Raw genomic sequence first — 20,823 nt, 5'->3', positions numbered from 1 at the left:
GTCTCAGCCGATGGTCAGTGCGGTGACGAGCCAGCGGCCGTCGAGACCCTCCAGACGCAGTGCCAGCGCACGGACGCGGCCGTGCGCGACGACGACCGCGCAGGCCTCGACGATGCCGTCGGCCGGCTCGCACACGCGGACCCGACGGACCACCGCGGTGCGCCGTGGTCCGGGAGTCCGTCGGCGGCCGGCGACCATGGCCTGTCGTGCGATGACGGAGTAGATCGTCGGTGCCGTGTGCCGGATGAGCTGCGGCGCCGGGCGCTGCCCTGACACGACCTCGATGATGGCCTGCGAGAGGCGCGCAACGAACGGCTCTGGCTCGGGGAGCAGCCGGCTGCGTGTTGGTTGGCGGCCGAAGTCCTCGTCGTCGCGGGCGCCGAAGAAGTCGAGGGCGAGGGCGTCCTGGGCATACGGCTGTTCGCCGTGCCAGGCCTCGTCTGCGCTGATGATACGTGGGGCGGTCTGCGGGATGCGGCGGACCGTGAACCCTCCGGGAGGGGTCGGGCTCGTGCGGGTCGTCGCCTGCTGCGTCATCGTCGTGCTCCTCGACGGAGTGGGCTGTCGGTGGGCGGGTGCGTCGTGGGGGCCGTCGCGCCCGCTCGATCTGGTGGCCGCAGCTGCTGGCCGGGCACGAGCAGGTCGGGGTCGTCACCGATGACGGAACGGTTGGCGGCGTACCATCGCGGCCACTCGCGGGCGACCTGCGCGTCGGACGCGCCCGCGCCGAGGTGCCGGGCGGCCAGCGCCCAGAGGCTGTCGCCACGACGCACGGTCACGAGGTCGTGGGTGGCCGCGGAGGCCCTGGGCGCCGGGGCCAGCAGACGTGAACGCTCGGCGTCGAGGACGGGTGCAGGAGCGCTCGGGACGTAGCCCGGTCCGGCGATCCGTTCCGGGCTGCGGCCGACGGTGCTACCCGACAGCGGCTCTGGCGGCCCGGGCCGCCGCGGTGTGGGCATGAAGCCGGGGCTCACGGAGCCAGCGGCCAAGGAGCCCGAGGGGCCCAGGGCAGCTTGGCTCGGGACGAACGCGGGGGACACGCCGGGGTCGGTCAGCGGGGCTGCGGATCGCCCGAGATGGGCGGGCGCGGCCACACCGGCGGGGCCGCGGGCGATCGGACCCGACCCTGCCGTGGAGACGGGGGCTGATGGCAGCGCGACTGAGCCCACCGAGGCGCCGAGGACGAGGGTCAGGCACCGTCGGACCGCCAACGGCGTGATCCGGTCACGAACCTGCCCGGCGACCCGGCCGGCTGCGCCGGGCAGGAGCGCGAGCACGGCGAGGAGCGAACCCACCGCGAGCCAGGCAGCGAGCCCCACGCCGGCCCACGCCAGGAGGGCGAGGACCATGTCGTCGGGACGTGCGGCGACGACGGGTGCTCGGCGGGCGACCGTGCCCAGCAGGGCGAGCGCGAGCGCCGCGACCCCGAGTCCGACAAGGCCGCCCACGAGCTCGCCCGCGAGAACCCTGGCACGGGTCGGGGGCGGTGGCAGGGCCGGGCTCGAGGACGTGCCGCCCGAGCGGGCCGGTGGTCGGGATGAGCTCTCCATGGCGCGCGGTCCCCTGTGCATAGACGTCATTTAATGCAGTTTGCATGTGTTTGGTCAAGTATGGTGATGGCTCAGGAAGGTCTGGGTGGCCATGCAAGACCCAGCCGGGAAAGGTGTGCACATGCGATGGGACCGCCTCTTCGACGACCTCGAGGCACAGCTCCTGGGCGAGGACGCTCGTGAGCGTGACTCCGAGGTGGCCGACCGGACGCGGCGTGAGCGGGCCCTGCTCGACGTGCACACCAGGATGCTCGCCAACGTCGAGGTGCAGGGGGTGAGCCTCCGGCTGGCCGGACGGGTCATCACCGGCACGCTGGTCGACGTGGGCCCAGACTGGGCACTGGTAGAGACGGGCCCGCAGCGCCCCGTGCTCGTGGCGCTCGCAGCGGTCCGGGGGGTGACCGGGCTCCGACCCGGCGCGCGCACCCCGTCCGTGGTGGCCAAGCGCTTCGGAGTCGGTGCCGCGCTGCGCGCGGTCAGCCGCGACCGGGCGGTCGTCGAGCTCGCGGACCTCGACGGGCACGCGGCGACGGGCACGATCGACGTCGTCGGCGCCGACCACCTCGAGCTGGCTGAGCACGCGTCGGACGAGGTGCGGCGCACGGCCAACCTCACAGGGCGGCTGCTCGTGCCGTTCTGGTCACTCGGCTCGGTGCGCCGGATCCACTGACCTCACGCGTCGGCGGGTCCTGGGCGGCCGCCCGGCGTCACTCCTCGACGGCGCCGCCGAACGGGTGGGCCTGGACGAAGGACTTGGTCTCGGCGTACATGCGCTGGATGTAGTTCTCCAGCTCGGTCGCCTCGACGCGCCATTGCCCGCGACCGCCGATCTTGATGGCGGGCAGCTCGCCCGAGCGCACGAGGGCGTAGGCCTGGGCGGAGGAGATGTTGAGGATCTCCGACACCTCGGCGAGCTGCAGGAACCGCTGGGCCACGTCTGACTCCTCCTCTGGCACCGTCGCGATGACGGCCTCGACGCACACGTACCCGACCGGGCGCGTCAGCACACGAAACGACATCCGCCGACCCGCCCTGCACCGGGTGCTCGGCCGGGAGACACCGGGCCATCCTATGGAGCCGGTGTGGCGACTGGCGTCCGTTATCCCCAGGTGTGCGCCTGAACGGGCGCTTTGCACCCCACTGATGCAAGATGTTTGCGGCGTCGTCCGGTTCCCGGGCGGGGCTGCGCGCCAGACCGACATCGCACCACAGGGGGTCCACCATGACCGAGCTGGCCAGACCGACGGCGAAACGCCTGCAACGGCCGTCCTGGCGGGACAGCCGTCTGGTCGTGGGGGTGCTTCTCGTCATCGTGGCCGCGACCCTGGGCGCCAAGGCGGTGTCGAGCGCCGACGACCGCCTGCCCGTCTGGGTGGCTGCGACCAACCTCGTGGCCGGCGACGAGATCGAGCCGGGGTCGTTCGTGCGCGCCGACGTGCGGCTCGCCGACGGCATGAGCACCTACCTCGGCGCCGACGCGCCGGCCCCGGTCGGCTCCTTCCTGGTTCGCGACGTGCGCGCAGGCGAGCTCGTGCCCGTGTCCGCCCTGGGCGACGCCGACGCCGTGGGCGTCCAGCGGGTCACCGTCCGGGCCGACGCCATGGCCACGTCAGGCCTGGCGCGCGGCAGCCGGGTCGACGTCTTCGTCACGCCGAAGGCCGCGACAACGGGCGAGCAGGCCAAGGCCACGACGACCAAGGTGCTCGAGGCCGCCGCGGTCGCCGGTGTGCTGACGAGCTCGGGTGGTTTCGGTTCAGGGTCGCTGACGTCCGTGCAGATCTACGTGCCCGCCGACAAGGTGCAACCCCTCGTCGAGGCCGTCGACGGTGAGGCCAAGCTGACGCTCGTCCCGTCAGTCGGAGCCGTGACCGGCGGCGGAGCATGACCGAGGTCCTGACCGCTCTCAGCCACCACTGGGAGTCAGCCGTCGCGACGGTCCTCGAGGAAGTGCCCGGGGTGACCGTGAGCCGCCGCTGCGCCGACGTGGCCGAGCTCCTGTCCCTCGCCGATGCCGGAGTCGGCGACACGGCCGTCGTCTCCTCCGACCTTCGCGGGCTCGACCTCACTGTGGTGACCCGACTGCGCGGCAACGGGATCCGAGTCATCGGCCTGCACCCGCCGGACGACGAGGGCGCCGAGCGCCGGCTGCGGCAGCTGACTGTCACGGCCACACTGGCTGCCGACGCGGGGGCCGATCGCTGGGCCGAACGCCTCGTTGACACCACTGCCACGCCCGTCGACGAGCTCGAGGCTGCGCTGGCCGGCCCCGACGCTCCCGAGCCGGCGGCCCACGCCGGTCCGCAGTCCGACGCGTATGCCGTCCCGCCCGTGGCTGCCGAAGCCTCCGCTCACGAGGAGGCCGCCTCCTGGCGCCCGGCCGGAGGGGCGCAGGCCCGGGCGACGACGGTCGGCGACCTCGAGATCGACCGATCCGACCCTCGCGACGCCGAGGACCCGCACGACGCCGACGACAGGGGCGACCTCGGTGCCACCGCGCGCCACATGCGCCGCCCGTCCCGCGCGCCAGTCATCGCGGTCTGGGGGCCGACCGGTGCTCCCGGCCGCACGACGATGGCCACGACCCTCGCCGCCGAGCTCGCCAGCCGCGGAACCGAGGTCCTGCTCGTCGACGCCGACACCTATGGTGGCTGCGTCGCGCAGGCCCTGGGGCTGCTCGACGAGGCGCCCGGCATCGCGGCGGCCTGTCGCGCCGCACAGCAGGGCCTGCTCGACCTGCCGGCCCTCTCGCGGATCGCCCCGGAGGTGGTGTCCGGGCTCCGTGTGCTCACCGGCCTGCCCAAGGCCGAGCGCTGGCCCGAGGTCCGCGCCGCCGCTCTCGAGCGCGTGCTCGAGCTGAGCCGGTCCCTGGTCCAGGTCGTCGTCGTCGACTGCGGCTTCTGCCTGGAGGACGACGAAGAGCTGAGCTACGACACGGTGGCCCCACGCCGCAACGAGGCCACGCTCACCTCTCTTGGGGCCTCGGACCTCGTCGTCGCCGTCGGTGGCGCCGACCCCGTCGCGCTCCAGCGTCTCGTCCGCGGCCTTCAGCAGCTCGGCACCGTGCCGTCGGGAGCGCCGGTCCCCGTCGTCAACCGGGTGCGCGCCACCGCCGTCGGCTCGCGGCCCGAGTCGCGAATCGCCGACTCGCTGCTGCGCTTCGCCGGCCTGACGTCGGTGCGGTTCGTGCCTGACGACGCAGCGGCCCTGGACGGCGCGCTGCTCGCGGGGCGCTCGCTCGTAGAGCACGCCCCCGAGTCGCCGGTGCGCTGGGCCGTGGCCGATCTCGCGACGGCCCTCGTCCCGTGGTCCGCGCCGGTCGGCGGGCGTCGCGAGCGCCGGAGCCGTCGGTCGTCCCGGCGTTCCTCGGTGGCCGCCGGCGCCTGAGCCGCACGGCATACGGTCACACCACCGCGCGCGTCCTGCGTCAGGGGGCGAAGAGGATGGTCAGGCCGCCGAGGGTGTAGATGACCATGACGACCATGAGCGGCACCTGGCCGATGACGGCCGCTCGCCGGTCGAGCACAGTGACGGCGCGCTCGTGCGCGGCGAGCACGCCGAGCAGGTGGCCGACGACGATGCTGACCGCCTGGATCGTCGCCACGAGCGTCGGTTGGATGAGCGCGTCGTTCGGCGTGAGCTCGGCCGTGCCGAGCAGGTCAGCGCCCGTGCCCAGGGGGTCGGTCAGCAGGCGCCACGCATACTGCCCCTGGTAGACCCACAGCGACCAGTAGTGCGCGACGACGTACCCGCCTGCGATGGGCAGCAGCGATGGCGCGATGTCGCTGACGAACGTGAACGACTCGCGCACAGCTTCGCCCGCAAGACGCACCGAGACCAGCGAGGCGACCCACAGGGTCAGCGCCACCAGCCCGAAGAACCCGAGCATCGTGGCCGTCTTGAGCAGCGACGAGGGAACCGGCGAGGTCTGGACGAACGTGGCCCACGAGAGGTTGGCCGAGAAGCCGTCGTATGCCGTGCCGCCGAGCATGACGGCGACGGTGGGCACCAGGCCGCGCTGGCCGCGGAGGCTGTTGACGCCGTGCAGAGGCGTGCGCAGGACCCATCGGCCGTCGGCCCGGCGCCCGAGCGGGGACAGCAGTCCCAGCAGTCGGGACCATGCCTCGAACGGGTCCGCCCGGTCGAACCACACCCGACCGAAGACGGCTGCGCCGAGCAGGGACACCGCGACGAAGCCGGCGACGAGCAGCTGTAGGAAACTCAGCGAGGTGTTCTCCTCGGCGACGAGCTCGACCCACGTGAACGTTCCGAGACCGACCGCGGCGGGCCAGAGGCCCCAGCGGTACGGCAGCGCCGCGAGGTCGGGGGACACACGGGCGAGCCTCAACAGGCCGGAGTGCAGCGCCCGCAACGGGTTGATGACGCGCCACACTGGGCCGAGGAGCATCGAGGCGAACGCCAGCCCGACCCAGAGCCAGACGTAGACGACGTGTGGCACCGGGTTGCGCGCGGAGTCCGGACCGAGGACGAGCGCCGCAACAGTCCAGACGGTGAGGACGGCGGCGAGGACACGGGCCCCGACCCGGGGCCAGCCGGAGTCGAGCACCGCAGCCACCGGGGGAGGCAGGAGCAGGCCGTCGGTGTCACGCAGCCGAGGTTCACGCCAGAGCGTCCCGATGGCCACGAAGGAGATGAGCAGCGCCGCGACCGCGCCGATGACGAGCGCTGCGAACGGCAGCGGCAGGTCGCCACGGCTGCCGACGCCGTGCGCCGGCGCGAGTGCGACGACCACGTCAGCGGACGGCGACGGAGAGCAGGGTCAGGGCCGGCTCGTGCGTCTCGACCTCGTAGACGCCGGGTTCCTCGGCCGTCAGGCGCAGCGTCGCCGGCACACCCGCCTTGAGCGGGGCCTCGACATCGAACCCGTGGGCGTGCAGCTCGTCGTCGTGGTCGGCGGTCACGACGAGCTCGAGGGTGGAGCCGACGGGCAGGTCGACCTGGGCCGGGGCCGGCGTCACGGTGGTTCCGGTGACGGTCACCTCGAGGCGCTTGACGGTGCCCGCCGACACGGCGGGCGTCGGCGTGCCGGACCCGTCGGCGGGGGTCCCCGAGGAGCACGCGGCCACACCCGAGAGCGCCAGGACGCAGACGGCATACGGAAGGGCACGAAACGCACGCATGGCCACGATCCTAGGCAGGGGCGTCTGGCAGAGTGTGACCATGTCCGACCGGCTGACCTCGCTCGACGCGTCGTTCCTCTACCTCGAGGAGGCCACCACGTCGATGCACGTCGGTTCGGTCATGGTCTTCGAGCCGCCGAGCGAGGGCTTCGACTACGACCAGCTCGTGCGGATCATCGAGAGCCGCATCGGCGCGATCCCGCGCTTCCGGCAGAAGGTCCGCGACGTGCCGGGCCGCATCGCCAACCCGGTCTGGGTCGACGACGAGGCGTTCGACATGGGTTACCACGTGCGCCGCGCCGGCCTGCCGCGGCCGGGGAGCGACCGCCAGCTGCAGGACTTCGTGGCCCGGGTCCAGCCCCGTAAGCTCGACCGCACGCGCCCGCTGTGGGAGGTCTACCTCGTGGAGGGCCTGCAGGAGGGGCGATTCGCGATCGTGACGAAGACGCACCACGCCCTCATCGACGGCGTCAACGCCCTCGACATCGCCCACGTCATCGTCGACGCCGTCAAGGGCGAGGACCTCGACGACGACCCACCACCGTGGGAGCCGAGCCGTGCGCCGTCGTCGGTCGAGCTGGTGACCGGGGCCGTCGTCGATGCGGTGCGCCGGCCGACGCAGGTCGTCGACCTCGTCCGTGGCGGCGTCAACGACGCCCTCAACGTGGGGCTTCGCGCGGTCGAGTCGGCGGGCCAGGTCCTCTCGACGGTGGCGCGCACGGCGGCCCGGCCGGCCCCCTACTCGCCGCTCAACGCCGAGATCGGCTCGGCTCGTCGGTGGGTGATGATCGCGACCGACCTCGACGACTACCGCCTCGTGCGCAAGCGGCTCGCCCGCGGGGCGTATGCCGAGGACGTGACGATCAACGACGTCGTGCTCGCGACGATCGCCGGCGGTTTCCGCTCATGGCTGCTCGGCCGTGGGGAGGCCGTCAGTCCGCACACCGCGGTGCGCGCCATGGTGCCGGTCAGCATCTACGGCGACGACCCGACCGGTATGTACGCCAACCAGGTGATGGCATGTGTCGTCAACCTCCCGGTCGGCGAGCCGGGGGCCTCGATGCGGTTGCACCAGATCGCGTTCGCGATGCGCCAGCAGATGGAGGGCGGTCAGGCGGTCGGGGCCACCTCGCTCGCCAACCTCGCGGGCTTCGCGCCCCCGACGCTGCACGCGCTCGGTGCCCGGCTCGGCTCAGCGATGTCGCGCCGCCTCTACAACGTCATGATCACCAACGTCCCCGGCCCCCAGACCCCGCTGTACGCCGGTGACGCCGAGATGCTCTCGACCTACCCCGTGACGCCGCTCGCGAAGGGCCAGGCCCTCTCGATCGGCATCACGTCGTACGCCGGTGGCGTCTACTTCGGGCTCAACGCCGACCGGGAGGCGATGCCCGACGTGGACGTGCTCGGTCAGTCGATCGTGGAGTCGCTCGCCGAGCTGACGAGCGGCAGGGAGTCCTGATGCCCGTCGTGCGGGTGTACGTGCCCCTCGGGCGCGAGGGCCTCGAGCAGCTCGCTGCCGCAGGGTCGCTCGCCGCCGGGCCGGGCACCCCCCGCCAGGCGTATGCCGTCACCCCCGGACTCGAGCGCGCGGCGCCGGGGCTCGACGTCGAGGACCTCGAGTACGCCGCCTTCAGCGACGCCGTGGCCGCCGCGGGCGCGTTGCGGGCGGCACCGGCAGACCGGCGGGTCGTGGCGTCGGCCGATGCCGACCCCGCCTGGGTAGCGCCCCGAGAGGGCGCACCGGTCTCGAAAGTCGTTCTGACGGCACCGATCCCGCTGTCGCGGGTCGCCTCGTTCCACGTCGACGACGACGTCGCCGTCGGAGTCGACGAGGAGGCCGACGAGCTGCTCTGGTACGACGTCACCGAGCTCGACGACGTCCGCGGCTTCTTCGGCGCCTGAGCTGCGCGGACCATGGCCGACGAGGAGGTCGCCCTCTACGACGAGGCGGGTCGCGTGTCCGGGTCGGCCCCGCGCTCGGTCATGCGTGCACGCAACCTGCGTCACGCCGCGTCGTCCGTCGTCGTGCGTGACTCGGCCGGCAGGATCTACCTCCACCGCCGCACGACGACCAAGGACGTCTACGCGGGACTGCTCGACTTCGCCTCGGGCGGCGTGCTGCTCGCGGGCGAGGACCCCGACGTCGGGGCGGTGCGCGAGGTCGAGGAGGAGCTCGCCGTCTCCGGAGCCGCCCTCGAGCCTTTCGGCGTCGCGGACTACGCCGACGCCGCGACGCGCTACCGGGCCTTCCGCTACGTCGTCGTGTGGGACGGCGTGATCCGTTGGCAGCCGGAGGAGGTGGCGTGGGGGGAGTGGGTGACCGTGGAGGAGCTCGTGCGGCGGATCGACGAGGATCCCGGGAGCATCGTGCCGGACAGCGTCGCGGTGTGGTCGGGGATCGTGCGCTCCTGGGCGGTGGCGTGAGCCCGGGCGCGCGCGTGCCCCAACCCTTGCCACAGCCGAACGGTCGTGCTTTTATGGAGTCATGGGCAAGGGTGAGAACACGAAGACCGCCGTCCTCGACGAGGCCACTGAGCTCGCCTCGCTCGTCGGCCTCGGTGGCCTGACGATCGGGACCCTCGCCGCCGCCACGAAGCTGAGCAAGAGCGGCCTCTACGCCCACTTCGCGTCCAAGGAGGCGCTCCAGGTCGAGGTCCTCCAGCACGCCCGCGACCGCTTCACCGACGCGGTCATGCGCCCGACCCTTGCCACACCTCGCGGGGAGCCGCGACTTCGGCAGTTCTTCGACCGGTGGCTCACCTGGCAGTCGACGGGATTCGGTGGAGGATGCATCTTCGTCGACGCCGCAAGCGAGTTCGACGACCAGGAGGGCGCCGTCCGTGACGAGCTGGTGCGGGCGGAGCGCGACAAGCTCGAGTCCGTCATCCTCATCGTCGGCACCGCCGTGAGCGAAGGGCACTTCCGCGACGACGTGGATGCGGAGCAGTTCGCCTACGAGCTCGAGGGCATCGTGCTGGCCCACCACCATGCCCGGCGGCTCATGCGCGACGACGCGGCGGAGACCCGCGCGAGGCGTGCGTTCGAGCGTCTCCTCGGCAGCTGTCGACCCGCCGGCGGGCCCGACTGAACCCGTCCCGATCCCGGCGCCTCACCTTCTCGTCACCTCAGACATCCACCCCAGGAGGGTCGCATGGCCACTTCATCACCCAAGAAAAGCACGATCGCTCGGTCTATTCTGCGGCTCGGCTTCCGTGGCCTCGAGCCCGTCGCACCTGACACGGCGGCTCGGTTCGCCGAGCGACTCTGGTTCCGGCTCCCTGCACGCGTCGCCCGCCGTGTCGATGTCACGTCGGTCGATGGCGTCCTCGGGATGCGCGAGCTGCTGGGCATGCCCTTCGAGGTGCAGCTGCGCGGGCGCGTGGTTCGGGGCTGGTCGTGGGGTGAGGGGCCGGTCGTCTACCTCGTCCACGGCTGGGGCGGCACCCTCGAGCAGATGACACCCCTCGTGTCGCCGCTTCTCGAGCGAGGGCTTGGCGTCGTGGCGTTCGACGGTCTCAGCCACGGCCACTCCGACCCCGGGCGCCACGGGGCCGAGTCGAGCGACGCGGTCGAGCTCGGACGGGCCCTCGATGCCGTCGCTGCCCGGTTCGGTCCCGCCCGTGCCGTCGTTGCCCACTCGATGGGCGCGCTGGCGTCGCTGCTCGCCGTCCGCGACGGGTGGCTCGCAACCGAGCGGCTCGTCCTGGTGGCCCCACCGACCGGCATACCGGACCTGCTCGAGCGGCTGCGCGCCGAGCTTGGCCTGGGCGAGCGCTCGGCCCGACGGCTCAGCGAGCGGGCGCGGCGTCGCACCGGCTACGAGGTCGACGTGCTCGACCTCGTAGCGATCGCAGCGACCCTGTCGCCAGTGGAACGCCCTGAGCTGCTGGTCGTGCACGACCTGCTGGACCGGGAGGCGCCGCACGAGCCCTCGACCCGGCTGGTGCGCTCCTGGCCGGGTGCGCAGCTGCTCTCGACGGCCGGGCTCGGCCACCGGAGGATCCTTGCCGACGCGGCGGTCGCAGGAGCGGTCGCGCGGTTCGTCGACCGGCTGCCGATCGAGCCCACGCTGCACGGCGACGACCGGCCCCAGCCGCTCGCTGCCGGCGTCGCGCTCGGGTCGGGCCGGGAGGGGGCGACGCCACCGGTCCGGGCGGGAGCGGCCTGAGCGTCCCACAGGCTGGTCCGGGGGAGTCGCGCGCGCACGATCGCTTGTTACGTTGCGGTAATGGACTTCACCGCCGACGAGTACGCCCGCCGCGACGCCGACCGACTCCGAGAGATCCTGTCCGGCCCGCCCGTGACGTGGGTCTTCCTCGGCGACAGCATCACCCAGGGAGTCGCCCACACGCGCGGTCACCGCAACTACGTCGAGCACTTCGCCGAGCGCGTCCGCGGTGAGCTGGGACGACGTGGGGACACGGTTGTCAACAGCGGGGTGTCCGGCGCCACTGCGGAGGACCTCTTGTCTGAGTTCCACTGGCGCGCAGGGCGTTTCGCGCCTGACGTCGTCTTCGCGATGTACGGCACGAATGACATCCTCGCCGGCGAGGACGGTGTGCGCGGCTTTCGCTACCGCATGGACCAGATCGTCCAGCGCTCTCGCGACGTCGGCGCCACCGTCGTGCTGCAGACGCCCCCGCCGGTGCTCGAGGGCGAGGGCCGCACCCCGCGCCACCTCGCGCTCTATGCCGAGGCGGTGCGCGAGGTCGCTCGCGACCTCGGCGTTCTCGTCGTCGACCACGCCGCAGCGTGGCAGGAGGCCGCCGACGGAGAGGTCGCGCCCGCCGGCTGGCTGGACGACAGCTTCCACCCCGGGCCGCGGGGCCACCACGAGCTGACCCTCACCCTGCTCTCCACTCTCGGCATCGCGGACGGCTCGAGCCCGGTGTGCTCGCTCGTCATCGAGCAGGGCGTCGGCGTCAACGCCTGAGGGTCGGGCCCCTGTCGGAGACGGGGCCGGATCAGGGCAGGGTCAGGGTCCGCTCAGGGGCGTCCCCAGCAGCGCAGACGGTCCGTCGGGCGCGACGATGGACGCATGACACAACCCATCCCGCAGCCGTCCGGCCACTCCCTGACGCCGACGAGCGACGAGCGCACCTGGGCCATCCTCGGGCACCTCGCCGCCATCATCGCCGCCGTCATCTCCGTCGGCTGGCTCAGCGTCGTCGGCCCGCTCGTCATCTGGGCCATCTACAAGGACCGCAGCGCGTTCGTCCGTCAGGCGGCCGCCGGTTCCTTCAACTTCAACCTCGCCGTGTGGGCCGCGATCATCGTCGGCTGGCTCATGTTCTTCACGGTCATCCTCATACCGGTCGCGATCATCGTCTGGATCGTCGCCATCGTCGCGGCACTGTGGTTCCACGTCCGCGCGGCCATGGCAGCCAACCGCGGCGAGTCCTACCGCTACCCGTGGAGCATCACGCTCCTGCACTGAACCGGCACTCTCCTGCGGACGTGGAACGATGGGGTGGTTCGCCCACGAGGCGGCCACCCCAGCGCCCGCGCCAACCCAGCAGGAGAACTTGATGGACGCCGTGACCCACGTGCCCGCACCGGCCAACGAGCCGGTGCTCGACTACGCCCCGGGCTCGCCCGAGCGAGCCGCGCTCGAGGTCGCTCTCGCCCAGCTGGGCGGGACCCAGACCGAGCTGCCGCACACGATCAACGGCCGGCGCGTCACGGGGACCGGACGAGAGATCGCCGTCCGGCAGCCGCACGCGCACCGGAAGGTGCTCGGCACGCTCCGCAACGCGACCGTCGAGGAGGGCCAGGCCGCCGTCGACGCGGCCAAGGCCGCCGCTCCGATGTGGCGCGACCTCGCCTTCGACGACCGCGCCGCCATCCTGCTCAAGGCCGCCGAGCTGCTCTCCGGTCCGTGGCGTGCCCGCCTCAACGCCGCCACGATGCTCGGCCAGAGCAAGACGGCCTACCAGGCAGAGATCGACGCGGCCTGCGAGCTCATCGACTTCTGGCGCATCAACGTCCACTTCGCGCGGCAGATCCTCGAGCAGCAGCCGCCGCTCAACGCGAAGGGCATCTGGAACCGCTCCGACTACCGGTCGCTCGAGGGCTTCGTCTACGCGATCACGCCGTTCAACTTCACGGCGATCGCCGGCAACCTTCCGACCGCGCCGGCGCTCATGGGCAACACCGTCGTCTGGAAGCCGAGCCCGACACAGCAGCTCGCGGCGCAGCTGACGATGGAGCTGCTCGAGGAGGCCGGCATGCCCCCGGGAGTCATCAACCTGGTGACCGGCGACGGCATCGACGTCAGCAAGGCCGCCCTCGCCGACGAGGACCTCGCCGGCATCCACTTCACCGGTTCGACACCGACGTTCAAGCACCTGTGGCACGAGGTCGGCACCAACCTCGACCGCTACCGCACCTACCCGCGCCTCGTCGGCGAGACGGGCGGCAAGGACTTCATCCTCGCCCACCCGAGCGCCGACCCGGCCGTGCTGCGCACCGCGATGATCCGCGGCGCCTTCGAGTTCCAGGGCCAGAAGTGCTCGGCGGCGTCGCGCGCCTACGTGCCCGCGTCCGTGTGGACGCAGATCAAGGACGACCTCGTCGACCTCACGAACGGCCTGACGCAGGGTGACGTCACGGACCTGTCCAACTTCATGGGCGCCGTCATCGACGACCGCGCCTTCGCCAAGCACCGGGACGCCATCGATCGCGCGCACGAGGCGCCCGGCATCGACGTCGTCGCGGGCGGCACCTACGACGACTCCGAAGGCTACTTCGTGCGTCCCACCGTCCTCGAGATCAAGGACGCGCGCGACGAGTCGTTCCGCACCGAGTACTTCGGTCCGATCCTGTCGGTGCACGTCTTCGCCGACTCGCAGTACGACGAGGTCCTCGACCAGATGGAGCGGTTCGCGCCGTACGGCCTGACCGGTTCGATCATCGCACAGGACCGGGGCGTCATCGCCGATGCGACGAAGCGCCTGCGCTTCGCCGCCGGCAACTTCTACATCAACGACAAGCCGACGGGCGCGGTCGTCGGGCAGCAGCCGTTCGGCGGCGGTCGGGCATCGGGCACGAACGACAAGGCCGGCGCCGCGCAGAACCTGCTGCGCTGGACGAGTGTGCGATCGATCAAGGAGACGTTCGTCCCGCCGACCAACCACACCTACCCGCACATGGGCTGACGGTCTGGCCCCCCGAGCGCACCTCGAAAGCGTATGCCGCCGGGCCCGTTCCCCGAGGGGGGTGGGCCCGGCGGCAGGCTGGGTTGACGGCGTCGCTCAGGTGCGCTCGGCGAGCCAGGCCTGACCCGTGCGCTGCTCGCTGCGGATCGCGTCGACCACCGCCGGTGCGGCCGCCTTCTCCACCTTGCCGCCGAAGAGCGGGATCGAGGCCTTGAGGTCGCCCACGATCGAGATCTCACTGCCGCCGCCGGATGCCGCGAGCCGGACCGTGGAGCGCAACGCGACGGGCGCCCCCGCGACCTCGACCGTCAGCGTGCCAGTGCGCGATCCGTCACCCGCGGCGGCACCCCACTCGTAGGTCTCGGTGACCGAGAGCGTCGAGCCGACGATGGACCTGGCGAAGTCGGGCAGGTCGTCGGCCGGCAGGTCGCGCTTCGTCACGACGCGTGCCCCGTCGCCGACGGTGCTGACCGCGGCCTCGTGGCGCTGCGCGCCGGCGTCCACGCACTTGCGCTGCTGGAAGGCCTCGTCGGTGACCATCGCGTAGACGGTCTCGGGCGGGGCGGCATACGTGATCGTCTCGGTGATCCTCATGGCCGACACGCTATTGCACGCCTGCAGGCGGGAGGTCAGGTGCCGGACCGGGCCCGGTCGGACAGCGCCGCGAGGGTCGCGCCCGACTGCTCGAGCTCGCGGCGCAGCCCGGCCAGCTCGCGCGACCGGACGGCCGTGACACGGTTGAGCAGCTCCTGCAGGCGCTCGCGCTCCGCGAGGCGCTCGCCCGGCTCGACCCGGCTCGGGCCGGACCGCTCGACGACGAGGTGGCCCTCGACCACGAGGTCGCAGCGCGCGAGGGCTGGTTCGAGGGCTCGCAGCCGTGCCGCCGACTCGACGACAGTGGTCGTCCACGACTGGAGAAGGCCGCCGACCCGGTCGAGCTGTGTCGCGGCACGGCTCACGAGGTCGCGCTCGCGAGGTGTCGGGTCCGTGCCGCCGCCCCGGGCGGCACGGGACGCCGCTGCCTCGAGGTCGACGACGAGGTCGGCAAGCCGCCCCGCCTGGGTGCGCAGGGCACCGCCGAGGGCCGACGTCGAGCCGGGGTCGCCGGGGGAGAGGCTCATCGCGAGTCGCCCTGTGTCATGGGGTCGGCGGGAGTCGCTGAGGTTGTGGGGCTCGTGGCGGTCGCGTGCCCGGGGGCGGAGGCGGTGCCGAGGTCGAGCAGGCGCTCCTCGAGGGTCTCGGACAGGGCGCGCAGCGTGTCGGCCGCCTGCTCCACCCATGCGTCCAGGGCGCGCTGCGTGGGCAGGTCGCCGAGGTCGGGCAGATGGGTCAGCAGCTCGTCGGAGAGCTCGCGCGCGGTCGACCTGGCCGACGAGAGGACCCGAGTGGTCGCGGGGTCTGCAGCGCCCGGAACCCGGCTCCCCTCGGTCATGGCACCACTCTAGGGACCGCCGGACGAGCGTTCCCGGAGTTCTCCACCGGGGGCGGTTCAGGCCGGGACCGGGACGGCGATAGGCTCGCATCGTGAGATGCGCGGCACAACGACGTGTCGCGACACGGGCCGCACGGTGAGGAAACCGACAAGCGCATGTCTGCGTCACTCGAACAGTCTCGAATCGACGTCCTGAAAGCCGCTGCTGCTGCAGTGGCACCTCCCCCTCGGCGGGGTCGAGGCCGATCCGGCGGCGCCGAGCCCCGAGACCCGGAGGACTTCCTCCTCGCGTACTACCGACTCGTCGCCACCGAGGACCTGCTGGCCCGTCCGGCGCGCGAGCTCGCGACGATCGCCCTGGCCCACCGCGACTTTGCCCAGGACCGCCCGGTCGGGTCGCTCAACGTCCGCGCGTTCAACCCGACGGCCGACGACGAGGGATGGTCGACCAACCACACCGTCGTGCAGATCGTCGTCGACGACATGCCCTTCCTCGTCGACTCCGTCGTCGCCGCACTCGGTGGCTTCGACCGCGGCGTCCACATCATCGTCCACCCGCAGATGACGGTGTCGCGCTCCATCACCGGTGAGCTCAAGACCGTCGTCACCGACGGCTCGACCACCGTCCAGTCGAGCTCCGTCGGTCTCGCGCGCGAGTCGTGGATGCACCTCGAGATCGACCGCCTCCCCGACGACGCGCTGCCCGACGTCGAGGCCCGCCTGCGCCACGTCCTGGAGAACGTGCGCGACTCCGTCGAGGACTGGCCCAAGATGCGGGCCCACGCCCTCACGATCGCGAGCGAGCTGCGCTCGGCGACGCCGCCCGGCACCGACCCGCACCACGCGCGCGAGGCCAGCCGCTTCCTCGAGTGGCTCGCGCACAACAACTTCACGTTCCTCGGCTACCGCGAGTACTCCCTGACCAACGAGAACGGCAAGGACGTCTCGCGCCAGGTCCCGGGCACCGGTCTCGGCCTGCTCCGCTACGACCGTCCTTCTGCGGCAAAGGGACTCGTGCTGACGCCGGCCGCGAGCCGCGTCGCCCGCGACTCCAACATCCTCATCATCACCAAGGCCAACTCGCGCGCCACGGTCCACCGCGACGTCTACCTCGACTACATCTCGATCAAGCGGTTCAACGCCCGTGGCGAGTGCGTGGGGGAGCAGCGCTTCCTCGGCCTCTACGCGTCGGCTGCCTACAACGACACGATCCACGACATCCCGCTGCTCGACGTGCGTGCCCAGGAGGTGCTGCGGCTCACCGGCCTCAGCGCCGACAGCCACTCGGGCAAGGACATCCTGCAGATCCTCGAGACCTACCCGCGCGACGAGCTCTTCCAGACGAGCCCGGCGCAGCTGGCCGAGATCGCGACGAGCGTGCTGCACCTGCAGGAGCGCCGCAAGACCAAGCTCTTCCTGCGCCGTGACGAGTTCGGCCGCTTCGTCTCCTGCCTCGTCTACCTCCCGCGCGACCGCTACAACACGACGGTCCGCCTGCGCATCGAGGCGATCCTGCTCGCGGCCTTCGGTGGCGACAACATCGACAACACGACGCGCGTCAGCGAGTCGACGCTCGCCCGCCTGCACTTCGTCGTGCGTATGCCGTCCGGCACCGACATCCCCGACGTCGACGAGGCGGCCCTCGAGCAGCGCGTCATCGACGCCACCCGCACCTGGGACGAGGACCTCTCCGAGGCGCTCAGCCAGGCACGCGGGCTCGAGGGGGCAGCGCGGACGATGGCGGCATACGCCAAGGCACTGCCCGAGGCGTACAAGGAGGACTTCGGCGTCGAGACGGCCGTCGAGGACCTCGACCGCATCGACGCCCTCGGTGAGGGCGACCGCACGACCGGGCTGCACCTCTACGACGACCCCGCCTCGGACGACCCGCGCGAGCGCCGCTTCAAGCTCTACCGCCGAGCCGACCTGTCGTTGACCCAGGTGCTCCCGCTCTTCACGCACCTCGGCGTCGAGGTCACCGACGAGCGGCCCTACGAGGTGCCCGGGCCCGACGGGCGCACGCTCCACATCTTCGACTTCGGGCTGCGCGCCGACGCCCGGACGTGGGGCTCGGGTGACGGGGCTCTGGCCGACGACGTGCGCGGGCGGTTCGAGGAGGTCTTCCGGGCCGTGTGGGACGGCCGCGCCGAGTCCGACGGCTTCAACGCCCTCGTCCTCGCGGCCGGGCTGACGTGGCGCCAGGTGGTCATCCTGCGCACCGTCGCGAAGTACCTGCGCCAGACCGGATCGACCTTCTCGCAGGACTACGTCGAGTCGGCGCTCGCCGCCAACACCGGCATCGCGCGCAGCCTCGTCGAGCTCTTCGAGGCGCGGTTCGACCCTCGTGCCTTTCCCGACACCGGAGCTGGGCACGACAGGCGCGCGGCGAAGGAGAAGCAGCTCGTCTCCCGCATCCGTGAGGCGCTCGACGACGTGGCGAGCCTCGACCACGACCGCATCGTGCGCGCCCTGCTCGGCGTCATCCGGGCGAGCCTTCGCACGAACTTCTACCAGCCCGACGAGCACGGCCACGACAAGTCGTACGTCTCGCTCAAGCTCGACCCGAGGAAGGTGCCCGACCTGCCGGCACCGCGCCCGATGTTCGAGATCTGGGTCTACAGCCCGCGCGTCGAGGGCGTGCACCTGCGCTTCGGCAAGGTCGCCCGTGGTGGTCTGCGCTGGTCTGACCGGCGCGAGGACTTCCGTACCGAGATCCTCGGCCTCGTCAAGGCGCAGATGGTCAAGAACGCCGTCATCGTCCCGACGGGCAGCAAGGGCGGTTTCTACGCCAAGCAGCTGCCCGACCCTGCCGTCGACCGCGCGGCCTGGCTCGACGAGGGCATCGCGTCGTACAAGCTCTTCATCTCCGGCCTGCTCGACGTCACCGACAACCTCGTCTCGGGCGCGGCGGTGCCTCCGCACCGCGTCGTGCGCCATGACGGGGACGACACCTACCTCGTCGTGGCCGCCGACAAGGGCACGGCCAAGTTCTCCGACATCGCCAACGGCATCTCGTCCGACTACGGCTTCTGGCTCGACGACGCGTTCGCGTCGGGTGGCTCGGCAGGTTACGACCACAAGGCCATGGGCATCACCGCCCGCGGCGCGTGGGAGTCGGTCAAGCGGCACTTCCGCGAGCTCGGTGTCGACACCCAGTCGGAGGAGTTCACGGTCGTCGGTGTCGGCGACATGAGCGGCGACGTCTTCGGCAACGGCATGTTGCTGTCGGAGCACATCCGGCTCGTGGCCGCGTTCGACCACCGGCACATCTTCGTCGACCCCGACCCCGACGCCGCCACGTCGTACGCCGAGCGTCGGCGCATGTTCGACCTGCCGGGTTCGTCGTGGGCCGACTACGACGCCAAGCTCATCAGCAAGGGCGGCGGCGTCTTCGAGCGATCGGCGAAGTCGGTCCCGATCTCGCCGCAGATGGTCGCGGCCCTGGGCCTGCGCGCCAACACCAAGAGCATGACGCCGGCCGACCTCATGAAGGCGATCCTGCTCGCACCGGTCGACCTGCTCTGGAACGGCGGCATCGGCACGTACGTCAAGTCGACCGCCGAGACCAACTCCGAGATCGGCGACCGCGCCAACGACGCCATCCGCGTCAACGGCAGCGACCTGCGGTGCAAGGTGGTGGGCGAGGGCGGCAACCTCGGCGCCAGCCAGCTCGGCCGCATCGAGGCCGCCCTCACGGGTGTCCGGATCAACACCGACGCCATCGACAACAGCGCGGGCGTCGACACGTCCGACCACGAGGTCAACATCAAGATCCTGCTCACCGAGCTGACCCGCTCGGGCGAGCTGACGATGAAGCGCCGCAACACGCTGCTCGCCTCCATGACCGACGAGGTCGCCCAGCAGGTGCTGCGCGACAACTACGAGCAGAACGTCCTGCTCGGCAACGCCCGCGCCCAGCAGCACGCCATGCTCACGGTGCACGAGCGGCTCATCCAGTTCCTCGAGGAGCACGGCGACCTCGACCGCGGTCTCGAGTTCCTGCCCAGCGACGCCGAGATCGGGAGGCGCAACAAGGACGGGCTCGGCCTCTCGTCGCCGGAGTTCTCGGTGCTCGTCGCCTACGCGAAGCTCTACCTCAAGAACCAGCTCATCGCGACGTCGCTCCCCGACGACCCGTGGTTCACGACGACGCTCGCCGAGTACTTCCCGAAGCCCTTGCGCGCCAAGTACCCCGAGCAGGTCGCAGCGCACCCGCTGCGTCGCGAGATCATCACCAACTCCGTCGCGAACTCCATGGTCAACCGCGGAGGCATCACGTTCGCCTACCGGGCCGTGGAGGAGACCGGCGCGAGTCCCGAGCAGGTGGCCCGCGCTTACGTCGTGTGCCGTGAGGTCTTCGACCTCGCCGGATTCGTGCGGCGGGTCGAGGCCACCGACAACGTGGTGAGCACGTCAGCACAGACCGCGCTCTACCTCGAGTTCCGTCGCCTCATCGACCGCTCCGTGCGGTGGTTCCTCACCTCGCGCCCTGCGGCGCTCGACATCGCCGCCGAGGTCGCGCGGTTCCGGCCGGGCATCCAGGAGTACGGCGGCCGCATCGCCGAGCTGCTCCAGGGCAGTGAGCGCAACCGGATGCTGCGACGAGCCCGCGAGCTCGAGGCCAAGGGCGTGCCGGAGGAGCTCGCGCTGGCCGCCGCGTCGCTCCTCGACGCCTACTCGCTGCTCGACTGCATCGAGATCGCCGAGGACACCGGCGAGAAGCTGGACGACGTCGTCGGGGTGTACTTCCTGACGTCCGAGACGTTCTCGATCGACGCGATGCTGACCCGCGTGACGATGCTGCCGCGTGACGACCGCTGGGACGCCCTTGCTCGTGGCGCCCTGCGCGACGACCTCTATGCCGTCCTCGAGAGCCTGTCCCGGTCGGTCCTCGAGGTGAGCAGGCCCGGACACGATGCGGCCACCCGCCTCGCGGAGTGGTCCGAGCTCAACGCGGACGCGCTCGGGCGGGCCAAGGCCGCGCTGGGCGGTATCGAGCGGATGAGCCACGCGGGCATCGCGGCGCTCTCCGTCGCGCTGCGCACCCTGCGCACGGTGACGAAGCCCGCAGCGTCGGGAGCGCCGGCTCCGGTCGAGGCTCCCACCGTCGGGGGCACGCCGGTCGAGGGTGCGAAGGCGGCCGCCACGAAGGCAGCCGTGAAGAAGGCGACAACGACGAAGGCGACGGTGAAGAAGGCTGCCGCGAAGGAGGCTGCGCGGAGGCCGGCGGCGAAGGCCGCTTCGGCGAAGCGGCCGGCCAGGAAGGCGGCCACCGGGAAGGCGCCCGCCACCAACGCTCCGACCAAGAAGGCAGCGACCAAGAAGGCCGCGACCAAGAAGGCCGCCAAGACGTCGGCCAAGGCGGCGGCGTCGGCGACGGCACCTGCCGCCAAGGCGGCCGTGAAGAAGGCCCCGGGCAAGAAGACGACCGCCCGGCGCTCGGCGGCTGCGGCCGCGAGGAAGTCGACGGGTACCGCAACCGCAAGGGCCGCGGCGACTCCGGGCGACTGACACGGCTCGACCGGAATCAGCTCGCACGCCCC

20 protein-coding genes are annotated in these 20,823 nt (G+C 71.8%); 12 read left to right on the top strand and 8 right to left on the bottom strand.

Translation table 11 applies throughout. The features are described 5' to 3' along the window. Positions 1 to 3 precede the first annotated feature (3 nt). Together H9I49_RS10415 and H9I49_RS23440 are read right to left on the bottom strand one after the other, a co-directional pair. Entirely contained in the window at positions 4 to 537 is a 534-nt protein-coding gene (locus H9I49_RS10415) for an Rv3235 family protein (protein WP_188030260.1), read from the bottom strand. Beyond that, a complete protein-coding gene (locus tag H9I49_RS23440; RefSeq protein WP_223128482.1) occupies positions 534 to 1,550 on the bottom strand; it encodes a LysM peptidoglycan-binding domain-containing protein in 1,017 nt (338 codons plus the stop codon). The genes H9I49_RS10415 and H9I49_RS23440 overlap by 4 nt, the downstream gene beginning before the upstream one ends. A 121-nt stretch (positions 1,551 to 1,671) precedes the next feature. Between H9I49_RS23440 and H9I49_RS10405 the strand changes: the two genes are divergently transcribed. Beyond that, positions 1,672 to 2,220 carry a hypothetical protein gene (locus H9I49_RS10405; RefSeq protein WP_188030259.1) on the top strand — a complete coding sequence of 183 codons (549 nt, stop codon included), beginning with the start codon at positions 1,672 to 1,674 and terminating at the stop codon, positions 2,218 to 2,220. A gap of 37 nt (positions 2,221 to 2,257) precedes the next feature. Here the strand turns inward: H9I49_RS10405 and H9I49_RS10400 are convergent, their stop codons facing one another. Further along, positions 2,258 to 2,485, bottom strand: coding sequence for a helix-turn-helix domain-containing protein (locus tag H9I49_RS10400; RefSeq protein ID WP_188030464.1), 228 nt, complete (start codon positions 2,483 to 2,485; stop codon positions 2,258 to 2,260). A 287-nt stretch (positions 2,486 to 2,772) separates the two neighbouring features. Between H9I49_RS10400 and H9I49_RS10395 the strand changes: the two genes are divergently transcribed. Together H9I49_RS10395 and H9I49_RS10390 are read left to right on the top strand one after the other, a co-directional pair. Further along, a complete protein-coding gene (locus H9I49_RS10395) occupies positions 2,773 to 3,435 on the top strand; it encodes a hypothetical protein (protein ID WP_188030258.1) in 663 nt (220 codons plus the stop codon). After that, positions 3,432 to 4,934 carry a hypothetical protein gene (locus H9I49_RS10390; RefSeq protein ID WP_188030257.1) on the top strand — a complete coding sequence of 501 codons (1,503 nt, stop codon included), beginning with the start codon at positions 3,432 to 3,434 and terminating at the stop codon, positions 4,932 to 4,934. The genes H9I49_RS10395 and H9I49_RS10390 overlap by 4 nt, the downstream gene beginning before the upstream one ends. 40 nt (positions 4,935 to 4,974) lie before the next feature. Here H9I49_RS10390 and H9I49_RS10385 read toward each other — a convergent pair whose 3' ends face one another. Beyond that, positions 4,975 to 6,300: a hypothetical protein gene (locus H9I49_RS10385; protein WP_370587518.1), complete on the bottom strand. Its 1,326-nt coding sequence runs from the start codon at positions 6,298 to 6,300 to the stop codon at positions 4,975 to 4,977. Position 6,301: 1 nt separating this feature from the next. Then, positions 6,302 to 6,688, bottom strand: coding sequence for a hypothetical protein (locus H9I49_RS10380; RefSeq protein WP_188030256.1), 387 nt, complete (start codon positions 6,686 to 6,688; stop codon positions 6,302 to 6,304). Between the two features lie 40 nt (positions 6,689 to 6,728). Between H9I49_RS10380 and H9I49_RS10375 the strand changes: the two genes are divergently transcribed. The 8 genes from H9I49_RS10375 to pruA all read left to right on the top strand — a co-directional run bounded on the left by H9I49_RS10375 (position 6,729) and on the right by pruA (position 13,848). Further along, positions 6,729 to 8,150, top strand: coding sequence for a wax ester/triacylglycerol synthase family O-acyltransferase (locus H9I49_RS10375; protein WP_188030255.1), 1,422 nt, complete (start codon positions 6,729 to 6,731; stop codon positions 8,148 to 8,150). Beyond that, the gene (locus tag H9I49_RS10370; RefSeq protein ID WP_188030254.1) at positions 8,150 to 8,593 is read left to right on the top strand and encodes a hypothetical protein; all 444 of its coding nucleotides are present in this window, start codon (positions 8,150 to 8,152) and stop codon (positions 8,591 to 8,593) included. The genes H9I49_RS10375 and H9I49_RS10370 overlap by 1 nt, the downstream gene beginning before the upstream one ends. A gap of 12 nt (positions 8,594 to 8,605) precedes the next feature. After that, on the top strand, positions 8,606 to 9,115 hold the full coding sequence (locus tag H9I49_RS10365; RefSeq protein ID WP_188030253.1) for an NUDIX domain-containing protein: 510 nt from the start codon (positions 8,606 to 8,608) through the stop codon (positions 9,113 to 9,115). Positions 9,116 to 9,176: 61 nt separating this feature from the next. Next, positions 9,177 to 9,779 carry a TetR/AcrR family transcriptional regulator gene (locus H9I49_RS10360; protein WP_188030252.1) on the top strand — a complete coding sequence of 201 codons (603 nt, stop codon included), beginning with the start codon at positions 9,177 to 9,179 and terminating at the stop codon, positions 9,777 to 9,779. Between the two features lie 63 nt (positions 9,780 to 9,842). Continuing rightward, positions 9,843 to 10,859, top strand: coding sequence for an alpha/beta hydrolase (locus H9I49_RS10355; RefSeq protein WP_188030251.1), 1,017 nt, complete (start codon positions 9,843 to 9,845; stop codon positions 10,857 to 10,859). A gap of 60 nt (positions 10,860 to 10,919) precedes the next feature. Further along, positions 10,920 to 11,624, top strand: a complete 705-nt coding sequence (locus tag H9I49_RS10350) for an SGNH/GDSL hydrolase family protein (protein WP_188030250.1) — start codon at positions 10,920 to 10,922, stop codon at positions 11,622 to 11,624. A gap of 105 nt (positions 11,625 to 11,729) precedes the next feature. Then, entirely contained in the window at positions 11,730 to 12,128 is a 399-nt protein-coding gene (locus tag H9I49_RS10345) for a DUF4870 domain-containing protein (RefSeq protein ID WP_188030249.1), read from the top strand. Positions 12,129 to 12,219: 91 nt separating this feature from the next. Then, complete coding sequence (gene pruA / locus H9I49_RS10340; RefSeq protein ID WP_188030248.1) at positions 12,220 to 13,848, top strand: L-glutamate gamma-semialdehyde dehydrogenase; 1,629 nt, start codon at positions 12,220 to 12,222, stop codon at positions 13,846 to 13,848. A gap of 96 nt (positions 13,849 to 13,944) precedes the next feature. Here the strand turns inward: pruA and H9I49_RS10335 are convergent, their stop codons facing one another. Genes H9I49_RS10335 through H9I49_RS10325 form a run of 3 tightly spaced genes read right to left on the bottom strand, consistent with a single transcriptional unit; the run spans position 13,945 to position 15,280 of the window. Next, positions 13,945 to 14,442, bottom strand: a complete 498-nt coding sequence (locus H9I49_RS10335; protein ID WP_188030247.1) for a DUF2505 domain-containing protein — start codon at positions 14,440 to 14,442, stop codon at positions 13,945 to 13,947. A gap of 35 nt (positions 14,443 to 14,477) precedes the next feature. Then, positions 14,478 to 14,969, bottom strand: a complete 492-nt coding sequence (locus H9I49_RS10330) for a hypothetical protein (protein ID WP_188030246.1) — start codon at positions 14,967 to 14,969, stop codon at positions 14,478 to 14,480. Next, entirely contained in the window at positions 14,966 to 15,280 is a 315-nt protein-coding gene (locus H9I49_RS10325) for a hypothetical protein (RefSeq protein WP_188030245.1), read from the bottom strand. Before H9I49_RS10325 ends, H9I49_RS10330 begins: the two co-directional genes overlap by 4 nt. Positions 15,281 to 15,436: 156 nt before the next feature. On the opposite strand from H9I49_RS10325, the gene H9I49_RS10320 reads away from it, so the two are divergent. Beyond that, the gene (locus H9I49_RS10320) at positions 15,437 to 20,791 is read left to right on the top strand and encodes an NAD-glutamate dehydrogenase (RefSeq protein WP_255523808.1); all 5,355 of its coding nucleotides are present in this window, start codon (positions 15,437 to 15,439) and stop codon (positions 20,789 to 20,791) included. The last annotated feature ends 32 nt before the right edge of the window (positions 20,792 to 20,823 follow it).

Source organism: Terrabacter sp. MAHUQ-38 (genome assembly GCF_014518425.1).
Lineage (GTDB): Bacteria > Actinomycetota > Actinomycetes > Actinomycetales > Dermatophilaceae > Terrabacter.
The sequence above is the reverse complement of the archived record's forward strand: the minus strand, read 5'-3'. Positions and strand labels throughout refer to the sequence as shown.